Below are 19,813 nucleotides of genomic sequence, written 5' to 3'. Positions count from 1 at the left end.
CTACGCTTCCGCTCGCAGGTCCAGGCCGATGTCCAGGATCGGGGAGGAGTGGGTCAGCGCGCCCACCGCCAGGAAGTTGACGCCGGTCTCGGCGTACGCGCGGGCCGTCTCCAGCGTCAGCCGGCCCGAGGACTCCAGGAAGGCCCGGCCGCCGACGATCGCCACGGCCTCCGCAGTCTCGGCCGGGGTGAAGTTGTCCAGCAGGATCAGGTCGGCGCCGGCGTCCAGCACCTCGCGCACCTGGTGCAGGGTGTCGACCTCGACCTCGATCGGCACGTCGGGGAACTCCTCCCGCACCAGCTTGAAGGCCTGGGCGACACCGCCGGCGGCCACCACGTGGTTGTCCTTGACCAGGGCCGCGTCCGACAGCGACATGCGGTGGTTGGCGCCGCCGCCGCAGCGGACCGCGTACTTCTCCAGCGCCCGCAGGCCGGGGGTGGTCTTGCGGGTGTCGCGCACCTGCGCCCTGGTGCCCTCCAGCAGGTCCGCCCAGGCGCGGGTGGCGGTCGCGATGCCCGACAGCCGGCACAGCAGGTTCAGCGCGCTGCGCTCGGCCGTCAGCAGGTCGCGGGTCCTGGTGCGCACGGTCAGCAGCTTCTGGCCCGCGGCGACCCGGTCGCCGTCCTCGACGTGCCGCTCGACCTCGAACTCGTCGGTGCACACCACCGACAGCACCGCCTCGGCGACCCGCAGGCCCGCGACCGTACCGGCCTCGCGGGCGGTGAAGTCGCCGACCGCGAGGGACTCCTCGGGGACCGTCGCCACCGTGGTGATGTCGACGCCCTGGTCGAGGTCCTCCTCGATGGCCATGTGCGCGACGTCCTCGACCTGGACCGGGTCGAGGCCGGAGTCGGCGATCAGCTGGGCCAGGTCGGGGTCCAGGCCGCACTCCAGCGGGTCGACCTCGTAGTCCGCGGCCTCCGCGCCGCAGCCGCAGCCGTCGCCGCAGCCACCGCCGCCGCTCGCCTCGTCCGGCGGGCCGATCTTCGGCAGCGGGAGGGCGACGGGCTGCGGGCGGTCGGGGCTGGTCACTGGTGCTCCTTCTGAGGCGGTGCCTGGCGGTACGGGTACGGCGGGTGCCGCGGGCGGGCGGCGGGGCTACGGGCGGGTGCCCCCGGCCCCATCATCCCCGACGACGGCGGCCGCCCGCGCGGCACGGACCGGCGGGAAGTCCGGCCCCTGCGTCGTACGGACGTCGAGCGTGCGGTGCGGGGTGAGGCGTACGACGAGGTGGCGCCGCCAGTCGCGGTCGTCCCGCTCCGGCCGGTCCTCGCGCCAGTGGCAGCCGCGGGTCTCCTCGCGGCGCCGGGCGGCGGCGACCAGCACCCGGGCGACCAGACTCAGATTGGTGGACTCCCACGTCTCCACGCAAGGCTCCGCGGTCTTGCCTTCCCTGTCGTACGCCTCCACGGCCGCGGTGTTCAGCCGCTCCAGGGCGCCCGCCGCCACCGTCAGGGACTCCGCGCTGCGCAGCACGCCCGCGCCCGCGCTCATGATGCGCTGCACCTCGAAGCGGGCCTCCGAGGCCAGCAGCGGGGCGCCGCCGGGCGCCGGGATCACCGGCTCGGCGGGCGGCTCGGTACGGTCGGCGAGCACGTCGGCGGCGATCCGCTCGGCGAAGACCAGGCCTTCGAGCAGCGAGTTCGACGCCAGCCGGTTGGCGCCGTGCACCCCGGTGCAGGCGACCTCGCCGCACGCGTACAGGCCGGGCACCGTCGTCCGCCCGTGCAGGTCGGTGCGGATGCCGCCCGAGGCGTAGTGCGCGGCGGGGGCCACCGGGATCAGCCCGGTCACCGGGTCGATGCCGTGGGCGCGGCAGGCGGCCAGGATGGTCGGGAAGCGCTCGGCCCACATCGTCGCGCCGAAGTGCCGGCCGTCGAGGTACATGTGACTCGCGCCGGTCTCCTGCATCCGCCGCATGATGCCCTTGGCCACGATGTCCCGCGGCGCCAGCTCGGCCAGCTCGTGCTGCCCGACCATGAAGCGGGTGCCCTCGGCGTCGACCAGGTACGCGCCCTCGCCGCGCACCGCCTCCGACACCAGCGGCTGCTGGCCCTCGGCGTCCGGGCCGAGCCACATGACGGTCGGGTGGAACTGCACGAACTCGATGTCGCTGACCTCGGCGCCCGCGCGCAGCGCCAGGGCCACGCCGTCGCCGGTCGACACCGCGGGGTTGGTGGTCGCGGAGAACACCTGGCCCATGCCGCCGGTGGCCAGCACCACGGCGCGGGCATGGACCGCGCCGACGCCGTCGCGGCGGCCCTGGCCCATCACGTGCAGGGTGACGCCCGCGGTGCGGCCCTCGGCGTCGTTCAGCAGGTCCAGGACCAGCGCGTTCTCGATGAGCTCGATGTCTGCTGCCCTTACCGCGCCGATCAGGGCGCGGGAGACCTCCGCGCCCGTCGCGTCGCCGCCCGCGTGCGCGATACGGCTCCGGTGGTGGCCGCCCTCCCGGGTCAGCAGGATCTCGCCGCTGGCCGGGTCGGTGTCGAAGCGGGCGCCGGTGGCGATCAGCCGCCGTACGGCGTCGGGCCCCTCGCTCACCAGGGTGCGGACCGCGTCCTCGTCGCACAGGCCCACGCCGGCGACCAGGGTGTCGTCCAGGTGCTGCTCCGGGGTGTCGCCCTCGCCCAGGGCGGCGGCGATGCCGCCCTGCGCCCAACGCGTCGACCCGTCGTCCAGATGCGCCTTGGTCACCACCGTGACCTTGGCCCCTGCCGCCGCGCACCGCAGCGCCACGGTGAGCCCGGCGACGCCGGACCCCACCACGACCACGTCGGCGCTGATCGCCCAGCCGGGCGCGGGGGCGTTCAGGCGTATGCCGGTGCTGCTGCCGGCTCCAGATGCGTTCATTGCGCGGCTCCGAATTCCAGCGGGATGTTGTCGATCAGCCGGGTGGCGCCGACCTTCGCGGCCACGGCGAGGACCGCGGGTCCCGTGTGGCCGGGCGCGGCCTCGGTGAAGTCGGCGGGGTCGATGAGGGCGAGGTAGTCGGCGCTCAGGCCCGACGCGGCGGCCTCGGCCAGCGCCGCCTCCCGTACGGCCTGCGGTCCGTGGGCCACCCTGTCGCGGCCGGCGAAAAGCGCCCGGGACAGCGCGAGGGCCTGCGTGCGGTCCTCCGCCGTGAGGAAGCGGTTGCGGCTGGACAGCGCCAGGCCGTCCGGCTCGCGCACGGTCGGGGCCGCGGCAATGTGCACAGGGAAGTTGAGATCCGTGGCCATGCGGCGGATCAGCGCGAGCTGCTGCGCGTCCTTCTGGCCGAAGAGGGCCGCCTCCGGCCGGGTCAGGTGGAGCAGTTTGGCCACGACGGTGAGCATCCCGTCGAAGTGCCCCGGGCGGGACGCCCCCTCGTACCGCTCCCCCATCGGCCCCGCGCTGATGCGGACCTCCGGCCGGCCGCCGGGGTAGACCTCGTCGACGTCCGGGGCGAAGACCACGTCGGCGCCCTCGCGGGCGGCGATCTCGACGTCGGCGTCGAGGGTGCGGGGGTAGCGGTCCAGGTCCTCGTTCGGCCCGAACTGCAGCGGGTTGACGAAGACCGTGACCGTGACGGTGCCGGTGCCGGCCAGGGCGCGGGCCTCGCGGATCAGCGAGGCGTGGCCCTCGTGGAGCGCGCCCATCGTCATCACCACCGCGCCGCAGGGCGCCAGGTCCTTGGCGTGGTGGACGAGCTCGGTCATGCGATGCCCCCGTCTCTCTGGCTGGGCTCGTCGGACAGGGCGCCGAGCAGCGCCTCGGCGTACTCGGCCTTGAGCATGCCGTTGGCGAGGGCGCGGTCGGCGGTGGCCCGGGCCATCGCCACGTAGGAGGGCACCGTCTCGGGTGCGTGGGCGCGCAGTTCGCGCAGGTGGGCGGCGACGGTACCGGCGTCGCCGCGGGCCACCGGGCCGGTGAGGGCGCCGTCGCCGGACCGCAGCGCGTTGTCCAGGGCCGCGCCGAGCAGGGGGCCGAGCATGCGGCCCGGCTCCGTCACGCCCGCTTCCCGCAGCAGGTCCCTGGCCTGGGCGACCAGCGTGACCAGGTGGTTCGAGCCGATCGCCAGGGCCGCGTGGTAGAGCGGGCGGGCCGACTCCTCGACCCACTCGGGCTCGCCGCCCATCTCGATGACCAGGGCCTCGGCGGCCAGCCGCAGTTCGCCAGGGGCGGTCACCCCGAACGAGCACCCGGCCAGCCGCTGCACGTCCACCGGCGTACCGGTGAAGGTCATCGCCGGGTGCAGCGCCAGGGGCAGCGCGCCCGCGCGCAGGGCGGGGTCGAGCACGGCGGTGCCGAAACGGCCCGAGGTGTGGACGAGCAGTTGCCCCGGGCGGACGGCGCCGGTCTCCGCGAGGCCTCTGACAAGGTCGGGCAGGGCGTCGTCGGGGACGGTCAGCAGGACGAGGTCGGCGGCGGCCATCACCTGGCCCGGCTCCAGCATCGGTACGCCGGGCAGCACTGCCTCGGCCCTGCGCCGGGACGCCTCCGAGACACCCGAGGCGGCGACGGGGCGGTGCCCCGCCATTCCCAGTGCGGCCGCCAGTGCGGGTCCCACCCGCCCGGCTCCCACGACGCCTACGGTCAGACGGCCGGGCCGTTCCTCCACCATTACGCCTCCCGCTGCGGGCCACTTCTCGTCAATCCTACGCGAACTCCTTCTTCTTGCGCCCGTGACGCAGCCCACGCTGCCCCTCGCGGTGGCCCGCGCGCCTTCCCCCGGGGGAGAACTGCGCGGTCAGCCACGACGGCGGGAAAGTAAGCAACGCCACAGCAAGTGGCAACCCCGGGAAGCGCACCGCAAGATGCATGGCCCGCAGGGGGTTGTCCACCTTGCGGCGTAGGGGGAGATCGCTCCCGGGGCTGACCCCGGGACGGGTTGCGGTGCCTACGCTGGGTTATGTGCAGCGCGTCTACGAATTCCTCCGCAAACACCCGACGTGGGTCGACAGCTTCTGGGCCGTCGTCCTGCTCGCGGTGTGCGCGGTGTGGATCGCGGCCGACCACAGCCCCTCACCGGCGGCGCGCGTCGCCGCCGTACCGGTGTCGCTCGCGCTGGCCGCCGTCGTGGCGCTGCGCCGGCGCGCGCCGGAGAAGATGCTGCTGCTCGCGATCGGGACGGGCGCGGCCCAGCTCGTGCTGGACGTGCAGGCGCCCAATCCCGGCGACGCCGCGATGCTGGTGATCATCTACACGTGCGCGTCGAACGGCGCGCGCTGGTCCTCGCGGCTGGCGCTGACCGCGGGGCTGCTGGCGACGCCGCTCGCCATGGTGCGGTGGCCGCCGCACGAAGAGGGCTCGACGATCTGGACGACGCTGCTCCAGACCTTCTTCCTGACGGTGATCTTCGCGTTGGCGTGGGTGGTCGGCGACCGGCTGCGCACCCGGCGGGCGTATTACGCGCAGCTGGAGGAGCGGGCCGAGCGGCTGCACCGGGAGCGGGAGGCGCAGTCGAAGGCGGCGGTCGCGGCCGAGCGGGCGCGGATCGCGCGGGAGCTGCACGACGTGGTCGCGCACAACGTGTCGGTGATGGTGGTGCAGGCCGACGGCGCCGCCTACGTCCTGGATGTGGCGCCGGACCAGGCCAAGCAGGCGCTGAGCACGATCTCCAGCACCGGCCGCCAGGCGCTGGCCGAGATGCGCAGGCTGCTGGGGCTGCTGCGGGCCGGGGACGACGCCGGCGGGGAGTACGTACCGCAGCCGGGGGTGGACCAGCTGGCGGATCTGATCGACCAGGTGCGCGGGGCCGGGCTGCCGGTGCGGTTCGAGGTCGCGGGGCAGGCCAGGCCGCTGTCGAGCGGCGTCGAGCTGACGGCGTACCGCATCGTGCAGGAGGCGCTGACCAACGTGCGCAAGCACGGTGGGGACGGGGCCAGCGCCAGCGTGATGCTGGGGTTCGGGGACGCGGCGCTGGACCTGCTGATCGAGGACGACGGGCGCGGCGGGCGGGACGGCCTGTACGAGCAGGGCGGCAGGGACGGGCTCGGGCAGGGCCTGATCGGCATGCGGGAGCGGATCGGCATGGTCGGCGGCACGCTGAACGCCGGCCCGCGCCCGGAGGGCGGTTTCCGCATCAGCGCGGTACTGCCGCTGACCGCGGCGGGCAAGTGAGCGAGGAGAGGGATCTGATGGCGATCCGCGTCATGCTGGTGGACGACCAGGTGCTGCTGCGTACCGGCTTCCGTATGGTGCTGGCCGCGCAGCCGGACATGGAGGTCGTCGCCGAGGCGGGCGACGGCGCGGAGGCGCTGGAGGTGCTGCGCGCGACCCGGGTCGACGTGGTGCTGATGGACGTGCGGATGCCGCGGATGGACGGCGTCGAGGCGACCCGGCGGATCTGCGGCGCGGAGGGCGAGGGCGGCCCGCGGGTGCTGATCCTGACGACGTTCGACCTGGACGAGTACGCGTTCGCCGCGCTCAAGGCGGGGGCGGCCGGCTTCATGCTCAAGGACGTGCCGCCCGACGAGCTGCTGGCCGCGATCCGCGCGGTGCACAGCGGTGATGCGGTCGTGGCGCCGAGTACGACCCGGCGGCTGCTCGACCGCTTCACGCCGATGCTGCCCACCGCGGGCTCCGAACCGCGGCACCAGGAGCTGAACAAGCTCACCGACCGGGAGCGCGAGGTGCTGCTGCTGGTGGCGCAGGGCCTGTCGAACGGCGAGATCGCCCGCAAGCTGGTGCTGTCGGAGGCGACGGTGAAGACGCACGTGGGGCGCATCCTGACGAAGCTGGACCTGCGCGACCGGGTGCAGGCGGTGGTGCTGGCGTACGAGTCGGGCCTCGTGCGGGCGGGCGGCGGCGGGCTCTGACGGCGGCGCCGTTACGCCTCGGGCTCCAGGCCGGGATCGGGGTCCGGTCGCAGGACGAGGTCGAGCAGGCCGGGGAAGCGGGCGTCGAACTCGGCCCTGCGCAGCCGGTTGAGCCGCCTCGGCCCGGCGTCGCGCTGTTCGACCAGGCCGGCGGCCCGCAGGGTGGCGAAGTGGTGGCTGAGCGCCGCCTTGCCGACCGGCACGTCGAAGGAGCCGCAGGTGCGCTCCCAGTCGGCCGATCCGGCCAGTTCGCGTACGAGTCCCAGGCGTACGGGGTCGGCGAGAGCACTAAGCGCCGCCAGGAGGGGTACGTGGTCTGGGTGGGTGTGATCCGGGGCGGCCCGGTGTGCCCGCGGTGCGGTCATGACGTCCTCCCGGAAGTCGGTGCCGAGTCAAACCGAGTTGCAGAGTGTTCGACCAGAACCATACACTCATCGGTGTTCGCTTTTCATTGAACAGCAAGGGGGAAGCGCCATGCGCGCAATGATCTTCGAGGAGTTCGGCGGACCCGAGGTACTGCGCCTGGTGGACGTGCCGGAACCGACGCCGGGACCGGGCGAGGTCACCGTCGAGGTCGCCTACGCGGGCATCAACTTCGCCGACGTGCTGGCCAGAGCCGAGGGCTACCGCGTCGACGCGCTCCCCTTCCGCCCGGGCCTCGAAGTCGCCGGGAGGGTGCTCGCCGTCGGCGAGGGCGTCACCGCCTTCGCTCCCGGACAGGAGGTCACCTCCTTCATGTCCGGCGGGGGTTACTCGGAGATAGCCGTCGCCCCCGCGGCGACGACCTTCCCCGTCCCGCACGGGCTCGACCTGCGCACCGCCGCGACGCTGCCGAGCGTGCTGCCCACGGCCTACGCACTGCTGCACGACGTCGCGCGGCTGCGCGAGGGCGACACGGTCCTGGTCCACGGGGCCGCCGGGGGCGTCGGCACGGTCGCCGGACAGCTCGCCCGGCTGGGCGGGGCCAGTGCGGTCTACGGGGTCGTCTCCACCTTCGACAAGGCGCCGCACGCGCTCAAGTCCGGTTACGACCAGGTCTTCCTGACGCCGACCTTCGACGCGGACGTGCTGGCCGCGACGGGAGGGCGGGGCGTCGACATCGCCCTCGAACCGGTGGGCGGCGACAACTTCCGCCGTACGCTCGCGGTGACGGCGCGCTTCGGGCGGCTCGTCTCCTTCGGCAACTCCGGCTCGGCCGCGCCCTGGCAGATCGGCCCGGCCGACGTCTACCCCGCCGGGCTCACCGTCTCCGGCTTCTCCCTGCTGGGCCTCGCCGCGGCCGACCCGGTACGCCTCCAGCAGCTCGCCGACGCGGCTTTCCGTGCGGTGACGGACGGCGGCGTGGAGCTCCCCGTCACCGCCGAGTTCGCCCTCGCGGACGCGGCCACCGCCCACGAACTGGTCGAAAGCCGCTCGACCACGGGCAAGCTCCTGCTTCGCGTGTAGGGGAATTGCCACGTGCGGTGGCGCCGCTCCCTCCCCGCCATCGTGGCTGGTCGCGCAGTTCCCCGCGCCCCTGAAAAACGCTCACCCTCTCCGCAGAGGGCAAGCCGTCAGGGGCGCTGGGGGTACCCCCGGGTGAAGCTCTGGGGGCGGAACCGCGCGCGCAACCCACCACCGGGGGAAAGACGCGACGCCACCGCAAGGGGCAATCGCCCAGGGGCGCGTGGGGGTACCCCCAGGGCGAAGCTCTGGGAGTAGAGCGGAGCGACGAGCCACGACGGCGGGAGAGGCGAAGAGCCCGCCGCATGGGGCGGGCCAGGGCCGGCTGAGGCCAGGATCAGCCGGCGCGGCGGTGGTTCGGCCGGGGGGAGGAAGAGCGGCTGCGCTTCTCCACGTACATGCGCTGGTCGGCGGAGTGGAGAACCTCCTCCGCCGTCATGCCGCAGCCGGCCCAGCCGATGCCGAAGCTCGCCCCGACGCGGACGGCGCGGCCGTCGACCCGGATGGGCGGGATGATCGCGTTGCGCAGCCGCACCGCGAGGTCGGCCGCGTCGGCCGGGGCCAACCCGTCGGCCAGGACGACGAATTCGTCGCCGCCCAGCCGCGCGACGGTGTCGCCGTCGCGCACCGCGCCGGTCAGCCGGCGGGCCACCTCGATGAGCACGGCGTCACCGGTGTGGTGCCCGAAGCGGTCGTTGATGGACTTGAAGCCGTCCAGGTCGCAGAACAGGACGGCGAGCCCCTTCGCCGGCGCCGGGTCGTTCTCGTCGGGCGCGACGGTGTGGACGTGCGAGTCGTAGCCGAGGGCGCCCAGCGGCGCGGCCAGCTCCTCGGGGCCGTAGCCGTAGCTGAAGGCGAACTCGTCGGGGCCTTCCGCCTCCGCGGCGAGCGCGGCCGCGTCCTTGTCCAGCGGGCGGGAGCAGAGCCGCGCGGAGAGCCGGGTGCGCAGCTCCGCGCTGTTGGGCAGGCCGGTGAGCGAGTCGTGGCTGGCGCGGTGGGCGAGCTGCAGCTCGCGGCCCTTGCGCTCCTCGATGTCCTCGACGTGGGTGAGCAGGAAGCGCGGCCCGTCCGCGGTGTCGGCGACGACGGAGTTGCGCAGCGAGACCCACACGTACGAGCCGTCGCGGCGGGCCAGCCGCAGTTCGGCCCGGCCGCCCTCCGCCGAGGTGCGCAGCAGCAGGCCGACGTCCTCGGGGTGGACGAGGTCGGAGAAGGAGTAGCGCCGCATGACCGAGCTGCTGCGCCCGAGCAGCCGGCACAGCGCGTCGTTGGCGCGCAGCAGCTTGCCGTGCTGGTCGCCGCCCATCTCGGCGATGGCCATACCGCTGGGCGCGTACTCGAAAGCCTGCCGGAAGCTCTCCTCGCTGGCCCGCAGCGCCTGCTGGTCGCGCTCCAGGCGGACCAGGGCGCGCTGCATGTTGGCGCGCATCCGGGCGTTGCTGATCGCGATGCCGGCCTGGAAGGCGTACATCTGGAGGGCTTCGCAGCCCCACGGGCCAGGGTGGCGGCCGGTGGAGGGGCGGTCGACGGAGATCACGCCGATCAGCTCGCCGCCGCCGTTCTGGGAGGACTGCATGGGGGCGTAGAGGCGGTCGCCCGGGTGCCACTCGTCGGCGAAGCGCGGCAGCGGTCCCTCGGTGTGCCACTGCGGCACGTCGTCGTCGATCAGGACCCAGCCCTCGGTGTGCGGGATGAAGCGCAGGGTGCCCCAGCGCTGCCCCATGCTGAGCCGCCGCTCCCAGGACGCGCGCGGGCCCACCTTGCCGGAGAGCAGGGCCTCGCCCGCGGTGCTGCCCGCGAAGGCGGCGACGACGAGGTCGCCGTCGGGCCGGACCAGGTTGACGGCGGCCAGGTCGTACCCCAGCCCCTTGACCACCCCGTCGGCCACGGCCTGCAGGGTGTCGGCAAGGCTGCGTGCCGTGTTGAGGTCCGCCACGACCTGGTGCAGTTGACGCAAGGTCGCGAGGCGGACATACGGCTCCGACTCGGTATCCATGCCCCTCTCCGCGCCCTCGACAACAACTCCCGTGATCTCTGCGATACATCCGATGACATCGATGACACCGGTCTCCATCGGCCACTGAATCACAGCGAGCTGTGCGGTCGGTACACAGGGTCAACAATTACTGCTTCTTGTGACTCAAGTCACATCATCTGGTAAGCACATGGATACGGAGGGTGCGGGAGTGGTCCTAGGACCCGGTCGGCGTATGACTGCGACCACAGCCCGATCCGCATCCTCGTACCGACCCGTAACGTGAGGAGCGTGCTTCACACTTCGCCAGACCGGCATCCTGGGACCACCATGGCTCAGACCGTCGACACCGATGCCTTCCGCGCCGCGATGACCCGCCTGTCCGCGGGCGTCGTCCTCATCACCGCGCACGACCCGGACGACGGGCCGCGCGGCGAGGACGTCGGCATGACCGCGACCGCCTTCATGTCCGTCTCCCTCGAACCCCCGCTGGTGCTGGTGAGCCTGCGGGTCGGGTCCAGGATGGACGAGCTGCTCGAACGGCAGCCCCGCTGGGCCGCCTCCGTGCTCAGCGAGAGCCAGCGGCACATCGCCGGGCGGTTCGCGCTGCGCGGGCGGATCAGCGACCGGCTGCTCTTCGAGGACATCCCCTACTACCGGGGCGAGCACTCCGGCGCCCCGATCCTGGGCGGCGCCCTGTCGATACTGGAGTGCGAGACCACGCAGCGCGTCCCCGCCGGCGACCACACGCTCGTCGTCGCCCGGGTGCTCGCCGCCCGCACGCCCAGTGCCGACGGCGGGCCGCTGACGTACTTCCGCGGTCGCTACCGCTTCCTGCGGTAGGAGCGGCAGGAGCCCGGTAGCAGCCCGGTGGCAGCAGGGGCGGGTCAGTCCCAGCCTCCGCCGCTGCGGCCGCGCTTGGTCTCGCTGCGGCGCTTCTTGACCCGCAGCCGGCGCTCGTTGATGCCGCGCGGGATCTTCGTGGCCCGCCGCACCTTCGGCGGCGGGGCCGTCGCCTCGGCGAGCAGCGCGGCCAGCCGGGCCGCCGCGGCCTCCCGGTTGCGCCACTGCGAGCGGTGCTCCGACGCCCGTACCGCGATCACACCGCCGGTCAGCCGCCCTTCGAGCCGCTCCAGCGCCCGGCGCTTCCACACCGGGGGCAGCGCCTCGGTCGCGGCGAGGTCGAAGCGCAGCTCGACCTGGCTGTCGGTGGTGTTCACGTGCTGGCCGCCGGGACCGGAGGAGCGCGAGAAACGCCACTGGAGCTCCGCCTCCGGCACGGAGACGGAACCGCGGATGACAAGTGGCCCGGACATGATCCTATGATCCCGCGCCGACCGCCCCGGCGTCACGGGATTTACCCCGAATACGGAACCAGCGCATCCCCCGTCCGCGTTCAGTCCGGTGAGGGTAGTTTCGACGGCAACACCTACGACCAAGACATAAGGGGACTTCCCATGGCGGTAAGCCTGTCCAAAGGCGGCAACGTCTCGCTCACCAAAGAGGCGCCCGGACTGACGGCAGTGACGGTCGGCCTCGGCTGGGACGTCCGTACCACCACCGGCACGGACTTCGACCTCGACGCGAGCGCCATCGCGGTGAACGCGGGCGGCAAGGTCTACTCGGACGGACACTTCGTCTTCTTCAACAACAAGCAGACGCCCGACCAGACCATCGTGCACACCGGTGACAACCGCACCGGCCAGGGCGAGGGCGACGACGAGGCCATCAACGTCAACCTGGCCGGCCTGCCCGCCGATATCGAGAAGATCGTCTTCCCGGTGTCCATCTACGACGCCGAGACCCGCAGCCAGAACTTCGGCCAGGTCCGCAACGCCTACATCCGCATCGTCAACCAGGCAGGCGGAGCCGAGATCGCCCGCTACGACCTGAGCGAGGACGCCGCCACCGAGACCGCGATGGTCTTCGGCGAGCTGTACCGCAACGGGGCCGAGTGGAAGTTCCGCGCGGTCGGCCAGGGCTACGCCTCCGGCCTCGTCGGCATCGCCACCGACTTCGGCGTCTCGCTCTGACCCGGACCCGTCCGACGCCGGCCGGCCGCGGGACCTGCGGCTGATCCGACGCGCCCCCGCCCGGCCCGGGAGACCGGCCGGCGCGGGGGCTTCGCGGGATCTGGCACGATCGCCGGGTGATCGACCTCGGCTACGCCCTCTCCCGCCGCTTCCCCGACCCGCCGCAGACGGACTACCGCACGGCGGACGTCCGGGCGCTGCGGCACGACCTCTTCTGCGGCGACGTCTACCTGGCCGAGGGCGAGCGGGAGCTGTCCACCGCGTGGGGGTGGGTGCCGGTGCTGGACTTCGCGTGGGCGCTGTGCGACATCGCCGAGCAGCTGGACCGCGACCCGGCGGGCGGCCGGGCGGCCCGGCCGCAACACGCCGAGTTCGACTTCACCGAATCCACCGACCGGCTGCGTTTCGTCCGCCGCTTCGGCTTCGTGGACGTGACCGCCGACTGGCTGCCCGACGAGCCGCCGCTGCCCGTCAGGCACGCCGAACTGCGCCGCGAGGCAAGGGACTTCCTGCACGACGTGGTCGCCGACCTCACCGACATGCACGAGGGTCTTGAGGGCAATCCCGCGGTGTGGGCGCTGCTGTCCCGCTTCCCCCGGGTCTGAGCCGGCGGCGGCCCGCGCGGGACACCCCGGTGGCGAGCGCTACGGTCGGCTTGGGAACTCCTTTACGCTCCGGAAGAGTTCTCAGACCGTAACGACCGCCTGTGCGAGGAGACCCCCGATGGCCCTGTGGGACCGTTTCAAAGAGTCCGCGAGCAATATGCAGAACCAGCTCAACGCAAAGAAGAACGACCTGAAGAGCGGCGCATTCCGGGACGCCAGCATGGCGATGTGCGCGCTGGTCTCCGCGGCCGACGGCACCATCGACCCCGCGGAGCGGCAGCGGGTCGCCGCGCTGATCGGCACCAACGAGGTGCTGCAGAACTTCCCGGCGCTGGACCTGCAGCGCCGCTTCGAGGACTACCTCGGCAAGCTCACCGCCGATTTCGCTTTCGGCAAGGTGGCGATCCTCCAGGAGATCGCCAAGGTGCAGAAGAAGCCGACGGAGGCGCGTGCGGTGATCCAGATCGGCATCGTCATCGGCGGCGCCGACGGCGACTTCGACAAGGACGAGAAGGCCGTGGTGCGCGAGGCGTGCTACGCGGTGGGGCTCAACCCGCAGGAGTTCGACCTCTGACAGCCCGCCGGTCGGGCCGACCGGCCGCACCGGTGGGAAGCATGCCCGGGACGCCCGTCCGCGTCCCGGGCATCGTCATATGCCCAGAAAACGCCGCAGGAGCTGTCACCGGCCGGTCGCGCGTTGGCAATACCCGGTACGTTCGGCTCCGTTCGCGGGTAATACTTGCGTGACAGTCTGTGGCAGGCGCAGATACTTGAGGTTCGGGGAACCTCGGGCGCGGGGGCGCCCTCCGGTATCCGAGTGGCCGCCGGATCACCAATGGAGGAAGGCACATGCTTCCCGTACCGAGTGAGGACGCGTGCCCGAAGGGGTCGGCGGGCACGTCGGGCGGAGTCAGCACCCAGCGGGACGAGGACGCGGCGCTCGCCCTGTACGAGATGCTGCGTACCAAGGGCGGGGGCCACGGCGGAGACCTCTACCCCGCTCTCGACCCTGACGACGCGCAGGGCGGCCGGGGGTGGCGCCGGCTGCGGGAGCTGGGCCTGGTGCAGGTGCGCGACGGCGTCGCCGAGGCGGTCGACCCCGACGCGGCGCTGGCCAGGGCCATGGACGACTACCAGGCCAACGCGGCCGAGCAGCTGCGCAGCGGGGTGCGGCTGCAGCGGGTCACCGAGGCACTGCTGTCGGTCTACCGGCCCTCGGTGCAGCGCGAGACCAGCGAGGTCGCGGTGGAGTTCATCACCGACCCGCGCCGCAAGCAGCGCACCAGGCTCGACCTGTCGGACGCGGCCCGCGGGACGTGCGGCTCGATGCACCCCGGGCCGATGCCGCCGATCGAGGTGCTGGAGGCCTCACTCGACCACGACCGTACGATCATGGCCCGCGGGGTCCGCAGCCGGGCGATCTACCCGATGTCCTGCCTGCACTCCCCCAAGTACGCCCGCTACCTGCACGACCTGGCCGACGCGGGGGTGGAGCTGCGGCTGGTCGACCACGCGCCCTTCGACATGCTGACCTTCGACGAGGACGCCGCGGTGCTGGCCGCCGACCCCGACCGCCCGAGCGACGCGGTCATCGTGATCCGCGGCGCCGCGCTGATGCGCTCCTTCCTCGCGGTCTACGAGGACTGCTGGCTGCGCGGCCTGACGCTGGCCAGGGCGTCGGTGACCAGCGCGGAGGACAGCGAGATCACCTCGCAGGAGCGGGTGATCATCCGGCTGATGGCGTCCGGGCTGAGCGACGACCAGATCGCCCGCAAACTGGGCGTGCACCGCCGCACCGTCCAGCGGGCCATCGCCAAGCTGATGGAGCGGCTGAACGCGAGCAGCCGGTTCGAGGCCGGGCTGAAACTTGCCAACGACGCGGAGTTCGCGAAGACCTTCGTGGTGCAGTGAGGGGGGTGGCAATGGTGGTTGCCGACGCGGGCGGGCGGGACGAGGATGCCGCGCTCGCCCTCTACCGGGAGTTGCGCAGGGACGGCGGGAGGTCGGCCGAGCAGTTGCGGGCGGCCGCCGGCCTGGACGAGGCACGGGCGGCGGCCGGCTGGCACTGGCTGGAGCGGCTCGGCCTGGTGCGGGCCAGGGACGGCGGCCCCGCCAAGCCGGTGGAACCGCATGCGGCGATCCTCGGGGCGATGGAGGCGTACCAGTCGGCGGCGGCCGAGCACGAGCGCAGCACCCGGGAGATGCAGCGGGTGCTGGAGTCGCTGATGACGGTCTACGAGCCGGTCGTGACGCAGGACGACGCGGTGGGCGTCGCGGTGCGCTTCCTCGGCGGCGACGCGCACAAGAAGCAGATGATGATCGACCTGAACGAGTCGATGCGCGTCAGCTGCGACTCGCTGCACCCCGGGCCGATGCCGCCGATGGAGATCCTGCACTCCTCGCTCGATCGGGACCGGGCGATGCTGGCGCGCGGGGTGCGGGTGCGCTCCATCTACCCGCGCTCGTGCCTGCACACCCCGAAGTACCTGCGCTACCTCCAGGACATGGCGGCCATGGGCGCCGAGGTGCGGCTGATCGACCACGCGCCCTACGACCTGCTGCTGTTCGACCGGCACACCGCGCTGCTCGCGGCCGACCCCGACGACCCGGGCCAGTCCCTCGCGGTGGTCGTCGGTACGGTCCTGGTCAAGTCCTACATCGCGCTCTTCGAGGACTTCTGGCTGCGCGCGGTGAAGCTCGACGCGCCGCAGCCGGCGGCCGTCGGCGCCCATCCCGAGGTCACCGCCCAGGAGCGGGCCGTCATCCGGCTGATGGCCGAGGGGCTCAGCGACGACCAGATCGCCCGCAAGCTCAGCGTCCACCGCCGCACCGTCCAGCGGGCCATCGCCAAGCTGATGGAGCGGCTGGACGCCGACAGCCGCTTCGAGGCGGGCCTGAAGCTCGCCGCCGACGCGGAGTTCGCCGCCCTGCTCACCAGCCCCTGACGCCGCCCCGGCCGGCGGCCGGCAGGTGGTCGGCCAGCCGGCGCAGCAGCGCCGCGATCGGACCCGGCATCGCGGGGAAGGTCGAGATCAGCAGGTGCACCAGCGCGTAGCCGAGCGGGGAGGACTGGCCGGGGCCGGTGCGCAGCCACGCGGAGACCGCGAGGCGCACCACCCGCTGGGCGTCGGGCGAGCCCTGGGCGTGCAGCCGGGCGGCGGCGACCGTGGAGTAGTGGGTGGCCGCGTCCCAGTCGCCGTCCAGGGCGGCGTCCTGCGCCGCGCGCATGACCGCCGCGGTGGCCTCGGGACCCGCCTCGGCCGCGCACACCTCGTGCGCCAGGCCCGCCGGGTCGCCCCAGCAGGGGTCGGGCGGGCATCTGCCGGGCACCGGCAGCAGGGTGCCGTCGACGGGGGTCGCGGTGCCGTCCTCGGCTACCAGGTGGGTCTCGACGCGGCCGTCGGGGTGGCCCACGGCGACCCGGGTGGGCCGGCCGTTCTCGCGGGCCTGCCAGGCGGCGGCGGACCAGGCCGGGTGCGTGTCGTCCGCGAGGTCGGCGGCCTGCGACATGACGGTGCCCCAGGTGTGCACGGTCCCGCCGGGCAGGACGGCGACGCTCACCGGGGTGACGGCGCCGCCCCGGGCCGCGCCGGACCGCGGCGCGAACCAGTCGCCCGCCCAGTACGACGTCGCCGGCGGGATGATCGGCACCGATACCGGGATCAGCCACTCCGCTCCGGTGCCGCCCGGGCCGGGTAAGGCGCCCGCGTGCCGCCCGGCCACCTCAGCCGTCCCGCTGGGAAGCGGCCACGGCGGCGGTAAGGCTCCCGCCGGGCACAGGACGGTGCGAAGGGCCGGTCGGCAGCGCGGTCCCCGTGTCCAGGTCGCGGCACAAGGCGTCGACCGTGGCACGGGTCAGCGGCGGCAGCACGGTGAGCCGGGCGTGCGGGCCGTCGGTGGCCAGCCGCCAGCGGGTACAGACCGCGGCGGCCGGGCGGGGGAAGCGCAGGGTCAGGCCGTACCCGGCGCGGGTGGTGCGGAAGCCGGCCTCGGCGAGGTGGTCGGCGGCGTAGCGGGCGGTGTCGTAGCAGTCGTGGACCAGCGCGCGCAGCCCGTCGTAGCCGCGGTCCCGCAGCGCCGCCCACAGCAGGGCGACGGCCAGCGGGTTGGGGGTGGAGCCGCGGCCTCTGAGCGGCCGGGTGCGTGCGGTGCCGGCCAGCACCACCCCGCAGGGCACCGGCAGGCCGAGCAGCCGGTGGGCGGTCAGCGACAGGCTGTCCGCGCCGTCCCGCAGGTCCCACAGCACGGGGTGCGGGGAGAACGGGGCGAGCAGGCCGTTGTCGCCCGCGTCGACGTGGATGTGGACGGGTCCCGCCGGGGTGGCGGCGGCCCGTATCCCGGCCAGGTCGTCGTCGCCGCCGTCCTCGGCCGCGGTCCCGCCGAGGGTGGCCAGCACGACGGCGCCGCCGGGCCGTTCCGCGGCCAGCAGCCGCAGGGCGTCGGTGTCCATGGCGCCGCCCGCGCCATAGGGGACCTCCACGACGTCCATGCCGAGCTGCCGCGCGTGGTCGCGGGCCGAGTGGTGCACGGCGGCCGAGACGTACAGCGGGGCGCCGGGCAGCGCGTCGCGGCCGGCCCGCAGCCCGACGAGCAGGGCCTCGGAGCCGCCCGCGGTGACGTAGCCGTGGGTGTGGCGGCGGTCGCCGAGCGCCAGGTCGGTGCAGAAGTCGACCACGGCCCGCTCGAAGGCGAGTACGGCCGTGCCCGCGCCGGCGGGATCGGCGGCGGCGACGGCGTCGTCGACGTCCGTGTCGTCGTCGAGGTCGGTGAGCACCGCCAGCATCTCGGCGTAGTCGCCGTGGTAGGAGGCGGGGAAGTCGTCGAGCAGCTCGGGTGCGTGCCGTTCCGCGGTCCGCAGTGCGGCGACCAGGGCGGTGAGCTGCCGCCGGGTGTCGTCCGGGGCGGACGCGGCGAAGCCGATGAGCCGGCGCGGCTCGGGCGCGACGGAGAAGACCGCGGTGCCGCCGGCCGGCGGCGCTTGTGCGGGCAGTGCGGCGAACGGCAGGTACGCCATGACGACCTCCGGGACGGCAGTGCTGGGGTGGCGGGGGGTCGACGGGCCGGGCCGGCCCCCCGCTCACCGCCGAGGGCTCCCCCCCGGAACCGGGCGGAGCGGGCCGGTGGCCCTCGGCGGACCCGGTCGCAGCGACTCGGGGAGCCGCGACCGGGAGCAGTGATGGTGTCGGCACCCGCCTCGGCGAGATTTTCGCCGCGGTGAGTACCGCCGCGAGAATTGGTACCGGAGGTCGGGTGCCTCCCGCTACGAACCCAAAGGTGCGTAATCCGGGCTGCAAGCTGCTGTTTTGGCGTACGCGGCCGCCCCTAGCTGGCACTTCACCCGCGGGCGCGGGCGGTTGTCCAAAATGGGACACGTACCAATGTGGACAGACCCATTGAGCGCGATGGCGCAAGTACGCCAATTCAGCCCCGGTGGCGCATACTTCCTGGTGGGTGGCGCGATGTGGCGCCGCGCTTGGCCCGCCGTTCTTTCCCCATTGCTCAAACGAGGCTCAAATCCGCAGGTCAATGGGGGGACCTGGGCATTGGTTGACAGTCATCGGGCCGACCCAAGACCATCCAATGGCCAGTATTGGAACGGTGACGCGCTCGCATCACCTCGGCCGGATCTCGGGGGAGATGCCCATGGCACCGCACCACGGGGATTCCCCGCCACTGATCCACGGCTTCCTCCGCCAGGCCCGCAAGCACCACAGCGGCCCCGCGGACCGCGCCGCCCACCTGGCAGCGGGAAAGCGCCGCAGCGGGTTGAGCCAGCAGGACGTGGCGCAGTACATGGGCGTGTCAACCCGGCTGTACCAGGACTGGGAGGGCGGTGTCCGGCCGATTCCGCTGCATCGGCTGGACTCGCTCGCCGAAGCGCTCGGCCTGGACTCGGCCCGCCGCGACGAGCTGTGGTTCATCGCCAGCGGCGGCTTCCCGCCGCGCGGCCCGAGCCGCCCCGACCCGGACGCGGTCACCGGCTGGACCAGCTATCTGCGCGCCCTGCCGGTCCCCTCGCTCGCTGTCGACGCCGGCTGGCGGATCGAGGAGAGCAACACCGCCTGGCAGCGGCTCTTCCTGTCGGCGGGCGAGCCCGAGCCGGCCAACCTGCTGCGGTTCGTGCTGTTCAACCCCTACGCCCGCCGGCTGTGCGGCGAGTGGGAGGACGGCTGGGCCACCTCGTACCTGCGCCAGCTGCGGCTGGAGGCGGAGACCACCCGCAGCGCGGAGCTGCGCCGGATCATCGACGAGCTCCAGGACCACCCGGAACTGGCCGAGCTGTGGCGGGCGGTGGACCAGTCCAGCCGGATCACGCTGCACAACGACGGGCAGGTCCGCATCATCGTGCCGCCGGTCGGCGGCCACCCGCAGCACGTCCGCACCCTGGTCTCCTCGCCGGCCCACGACCCGCGCCGCCGCATGGTGACCTTCCTGCCGACGCACACGTCGGACGCCGCGTAAGGCGCGTCCGGCGCCCCTCCCCGGCAACTCACCGGCCGCACAGGCCGCACAGGCCCTGACGCGGTACGGCCTGACGCGGCGTGGCTGACGCGTGTGGCTGACGCGTGTGGCTGACGCGTGTGGCTGACGCGTGTGGCTGACGCGGCGACGCCCCGTGCCGCGCGGCCTGCCGGCGTAAACCCCTGTGCAGTAAGCCTGGTGCCGTACGCCCCGATGCCCAACGCCGTTACGTGCTAAGGGCTGGGGCCTGTTGGGCGTGGGTATGTTGCACTGCCGCATGGTGCGCGGGGGCCTGTTGTGCTTCACCGCACCGCCGCTTGGCAGAATCTGCCGGAATTCCGGTGAACCCCGGTAATCGCGCCCGGAAATGGCGCTTGCCCGCGCCCGCGCGTGCCCGGAATCGCCCGCCCCGGCGCGGCCGCCGTCCCGGCCGCGAAGGCACCGCGTCCCGGGCCTCAGGACCTCGCGTCCCGCCGCCCCCGCCGTGCGCGGCCCGCCGCCGCGGCCCCGGGC

19 protein-coding genes are annotated in these 19,813 nt (G+C 73.5%); 10 read left to right on the top strand and 9 right to left on the bottom strand.

The window, feature by feature from the left end; translation table 11 throughout:
• From nadC to NFU81_RS27120, 4 genes are all read right to left on the bottom strand, one after another.
• Positions 1–1,032: a carboxylating nicotinate-nucleotide diphosphorylase gene (gene nadC / locus NFU81_RS27135; protein WP_251495067.1), complete on the bottom strand. Its 1,032-nt coding sequence runs from the start codon at positions 1,030–1,032 to the stop codon at positions 1–3.
• A 66-nt stretch (positions 1,033–1,098) separates the two neighbouring features.
• The gene (locus tag NFU81_RS27130) at positions 1,099–2,853 is read right to left on the bottom strand and encodes an L-aspartate oxidase (RefSeq protein WP_251495050.1); all 1,755 of its coding nucleotides are present in this window, start codon (positions 2,851–2,853) and stop codon (positions 1,099–1,101) included.
• Positions 2,850–3,680 carry a pantoate--beta-alanine ligase gene (gene panC, locus NFU81_RS27125; RefSeq protein WP_251495047.1) on the bottom strand — a complete coding sequence of 277 codons (831 nt, stop codon included), beginning with the start codon at positions 3,678–3,680 and terminating at the stop codon, positions 2,850–2,852. Before panC ends, NFU81_RS27130 begins: the two co-directional genes overlap by 4 nt.
• Positions 3,677–4,585 (bottom strand): Rossmann-like and DUF2520 domain-containing protein, encoded by a 909-nt coding sequence (locus NFU81_RS27120; protein WP_251495044.1) that lies wholly within the window; start codon positions 4,583–4,585, stop codon positions 3,677–3,679. The genes panC and NFU81_RS27120 overlap by 4 nt, the downstream gene beginning before the upstream one ends.
• 290 nt (positions 4,586–4,875) lie before the next feature.
• Between NFU81_RS27120 and NFU81_RS27115 the strand changes: the two genes are divergently transcribed.
• Positions 4,876–6,084, top strand: coding sequence for a sensor histidine kinase (locus tag NFU81_RS27115; protein WP_251495041.1), 1,209 nt, complete (start codon positions 4,876–4,878; stop codon positions 6,082–6,084).
• A 17-nt stretch (positions 6,085–6,101) separates the two neighbouring features.
• On the top strand, positions 6,102–6,782 hold the full coding sequence (locus NFU81_RS27110; RefSeq protein WP_251495039.1) for a response regulator transcription factor: 681 nt from the start codon (positions 6,102–6,104) through the stop codon (positions 6,780–6,782).
• 11 nt (positions 6,783–6,793) lie between these two features.
• Here NFU81_RS27110 and NFU81_RS27105 read toward each other — a convergent pair whose 3' ends face one another.
• Positions 6,794–7,147, bottom strand: a complete 354-nt coding sequence (locus tag NFU81_RS27105) for an ArsR/SmtB family transcription factor (protein WP_251495036.1) — start codon at positions 7,145–7,147, stop codon at positions 6,794–6,796.
• A 109-nt stretch (positions 7,148–7,256) separates the two neighbouring features.
• On the opposite strand from NFU81_RS27105, the gene NFU81_RS27100 reads away from it, so the two are divergent.
• Positions 7,257–8,228 (top strand): quinone oxidoreductase family protein, encoded by a 972-nt coding sequence (locus NFU81_RS27100; RefSeq protein WP_251495032.1) that lies wholly within the window; start codon positions 7,257–7,259, stop codon positions 8,226–8,228.
• Positions 8,229–8,562: 334 nt separating this feature from the next.
• On the opposite strand, the gene cdgB is transcribed toward NFU81_RS27100, so the two are convergent.
• Positions 8,563–10,221: a diguanylate cyclase CdgB gene (cdgB, locus tag NFU81_RS27095; protein WP_251495029.1), complete on the bottom strand. Its 1,659-nt coding sequence runs from the start codon at positions 10,219–10,221 to the stop codon at positions 8,563–8,565.
• A gap of 309 nt (positions 10,222–10,530) precedes the next feature.
• On the opposite strand from cdgB, the gene NFU81_RS27090 reads away from it, so the two are divergent.
• Positions 10,531–11,043 carry a flavin reductase family protein gene (locus tag NFU81_RS27090; RefSeq protein WP_251495026.1) on the top strand — a complete coding sequence of 171 codons (513 nt, stop codon included), beginning with the start codon at positions 10,531–10,533 and terminating at the stop codon, positions 11,041–11,043.
• A gap of 44 nt (positions 11,044–11,087) precedes the next feature.
• Here NFU81_RS27090 and arfB read toward each other — a convergent pair whose 3' ends face one another.
• Complete coding sequence (gene arfB, locus NFU81_RS27085; protein ID WP_251495023.1) at positions 11,088–11,516, bottom strand: alternative ribosome rescue aminoacyl-tRNA hydrolase ArfB; 429 nt, start codon at positions 11,514–11,516, stop codon at positions 11,088–11,090.
• Positions 11,517–11,657: 141 nt separating this feature from the next.
• Here arfB and NFU81_RS27080 point away from each other — a divergent pair, with 141 nt between their 5' ends.
• The 5 genes from NFU81_RS27080 to NFU81_RS27060 all read left to right on the top strand — a co-directional run bounded on the left by NFU81_RS27080 (position 11,658) and on the right by NFU81_RS27060 (position 15,783).
• Positions 11,658–12,233, top strand: a complete 576-nt coding sequence (locus NFU81_RS27080) for a TerD family protein (protein ID WP_251495019.1) — start codon at positions 11,658–11,660, stop codon at positions 12,231–12,233.
• 116 nt (positions 12,234–12,349) lie between these two features.
• Complete coding sequence (locus tag NFU81_RS27075; protein ID WP_251495016.1) at positions 12,350–12,838, top strand: hypothetical protein; 489 nt, start codon at positions 12,350–12,352, stop codon at positions 12,836–12,838.
• A 118-nt stretch (positions 12,839–12,956) separates the two neighbouring features.
• Positions 12,957–13,412: a tellurite resistance TerB family protein gene (locus NFU81_RS27070; protein WP_251495013.1), complete on the top strand. Its 456-nt coding sequence runs from the start codon at positions 12,957–12,959 to the stop codon at positions 13,410–13,412.
• A gap of 275 nt (positions 13,413–13,687) precedes the next feature.
• On the top strand, positions 13,688–14,749 hold the full coding sequence (locus NFU81_RS27065) for a helix-turn-helix transcriptional regulator (protein WP_251495011.1): 1,062 nt from the start codon (positions 13,688–13,690) through the stop codon (positions 14,747–14,749).
• Between the two features lie 11 nt (positions 14,750–14,760).
• Complete coding sequence (locus NFU81_RS27060) at positions 14,761–15,783, top strand: helix-turn-helix transcriptional regulator (protein ID WP_251495223.1); 1,023 nt, start codon at positions 14,761–14,763, stop codon at positions 15,781–15,783.
• Here NFU81_RS27060 and NFU81_RS27055 read toward each other — a convergent pair.
• Together NFU81_RS27055 and NFU81_RS27050 are read right to left on the bottom strand one after the other, a co-directional pair.
• Positions 15,770–16,489, bottom strand: a complete 720-nt coding sequence (locus NFU81_RS27055; RefSeq protein WP_251495008.1) for a hypothetical protein — start codon at positions 16,487–16,489, stop codon at positions 15,770–15,772. The two genes, NFU81_RS27060 and NFU81_RS27055, sit on opposite strands and share 14 nt — an antisense overlap.
• 73 nt (positions 16,490–16,562) lie before the next feature.
• A complete protein-coding gene (locus NFU81_RS27050) occupies positions 16,563–17,852 on the bottom strand; it encodes a pyridoxal-dependent decarboxylase (RefSeq protein WP_251495005.1) in 1,290 nt (429 codons plus the stop codon).
• A gap of 629 nt (positions 17,853–18,481) precedes the next feature.
• On the opposite strand from NFU81_RS27050, the gene NFU81_RS27045 reads away from it, so the two are divergent.
• Entirely contained in the window at positions 18,482–19,300 is an 819-nt protein-coding gene (locus tag NFU81_RS27045) for a helix-turn-helix domain-containing protein (RefSeq protein WP_251495002.1), read from the top strand.
• Positions 19,301–19,813: the final 513 nt, after the last annotated feature.

Origin of the sequence: Actinacidiphila cocklensis, from assembly GCF_907177275.1 — a bacterium.
Taxonomy (GTDB): Bacteria; Actinomycetota; Actinomycetes; order Streptomycetales; family Streptomycetaceae; genus Actinacidiphila; species Actinacidiphila cocklensis.
The sequence above is the reverse complement of the archived record's forward strand: the minus strand, read 5'-3'. Positions and strand labels throughout refer to the sequence as shown.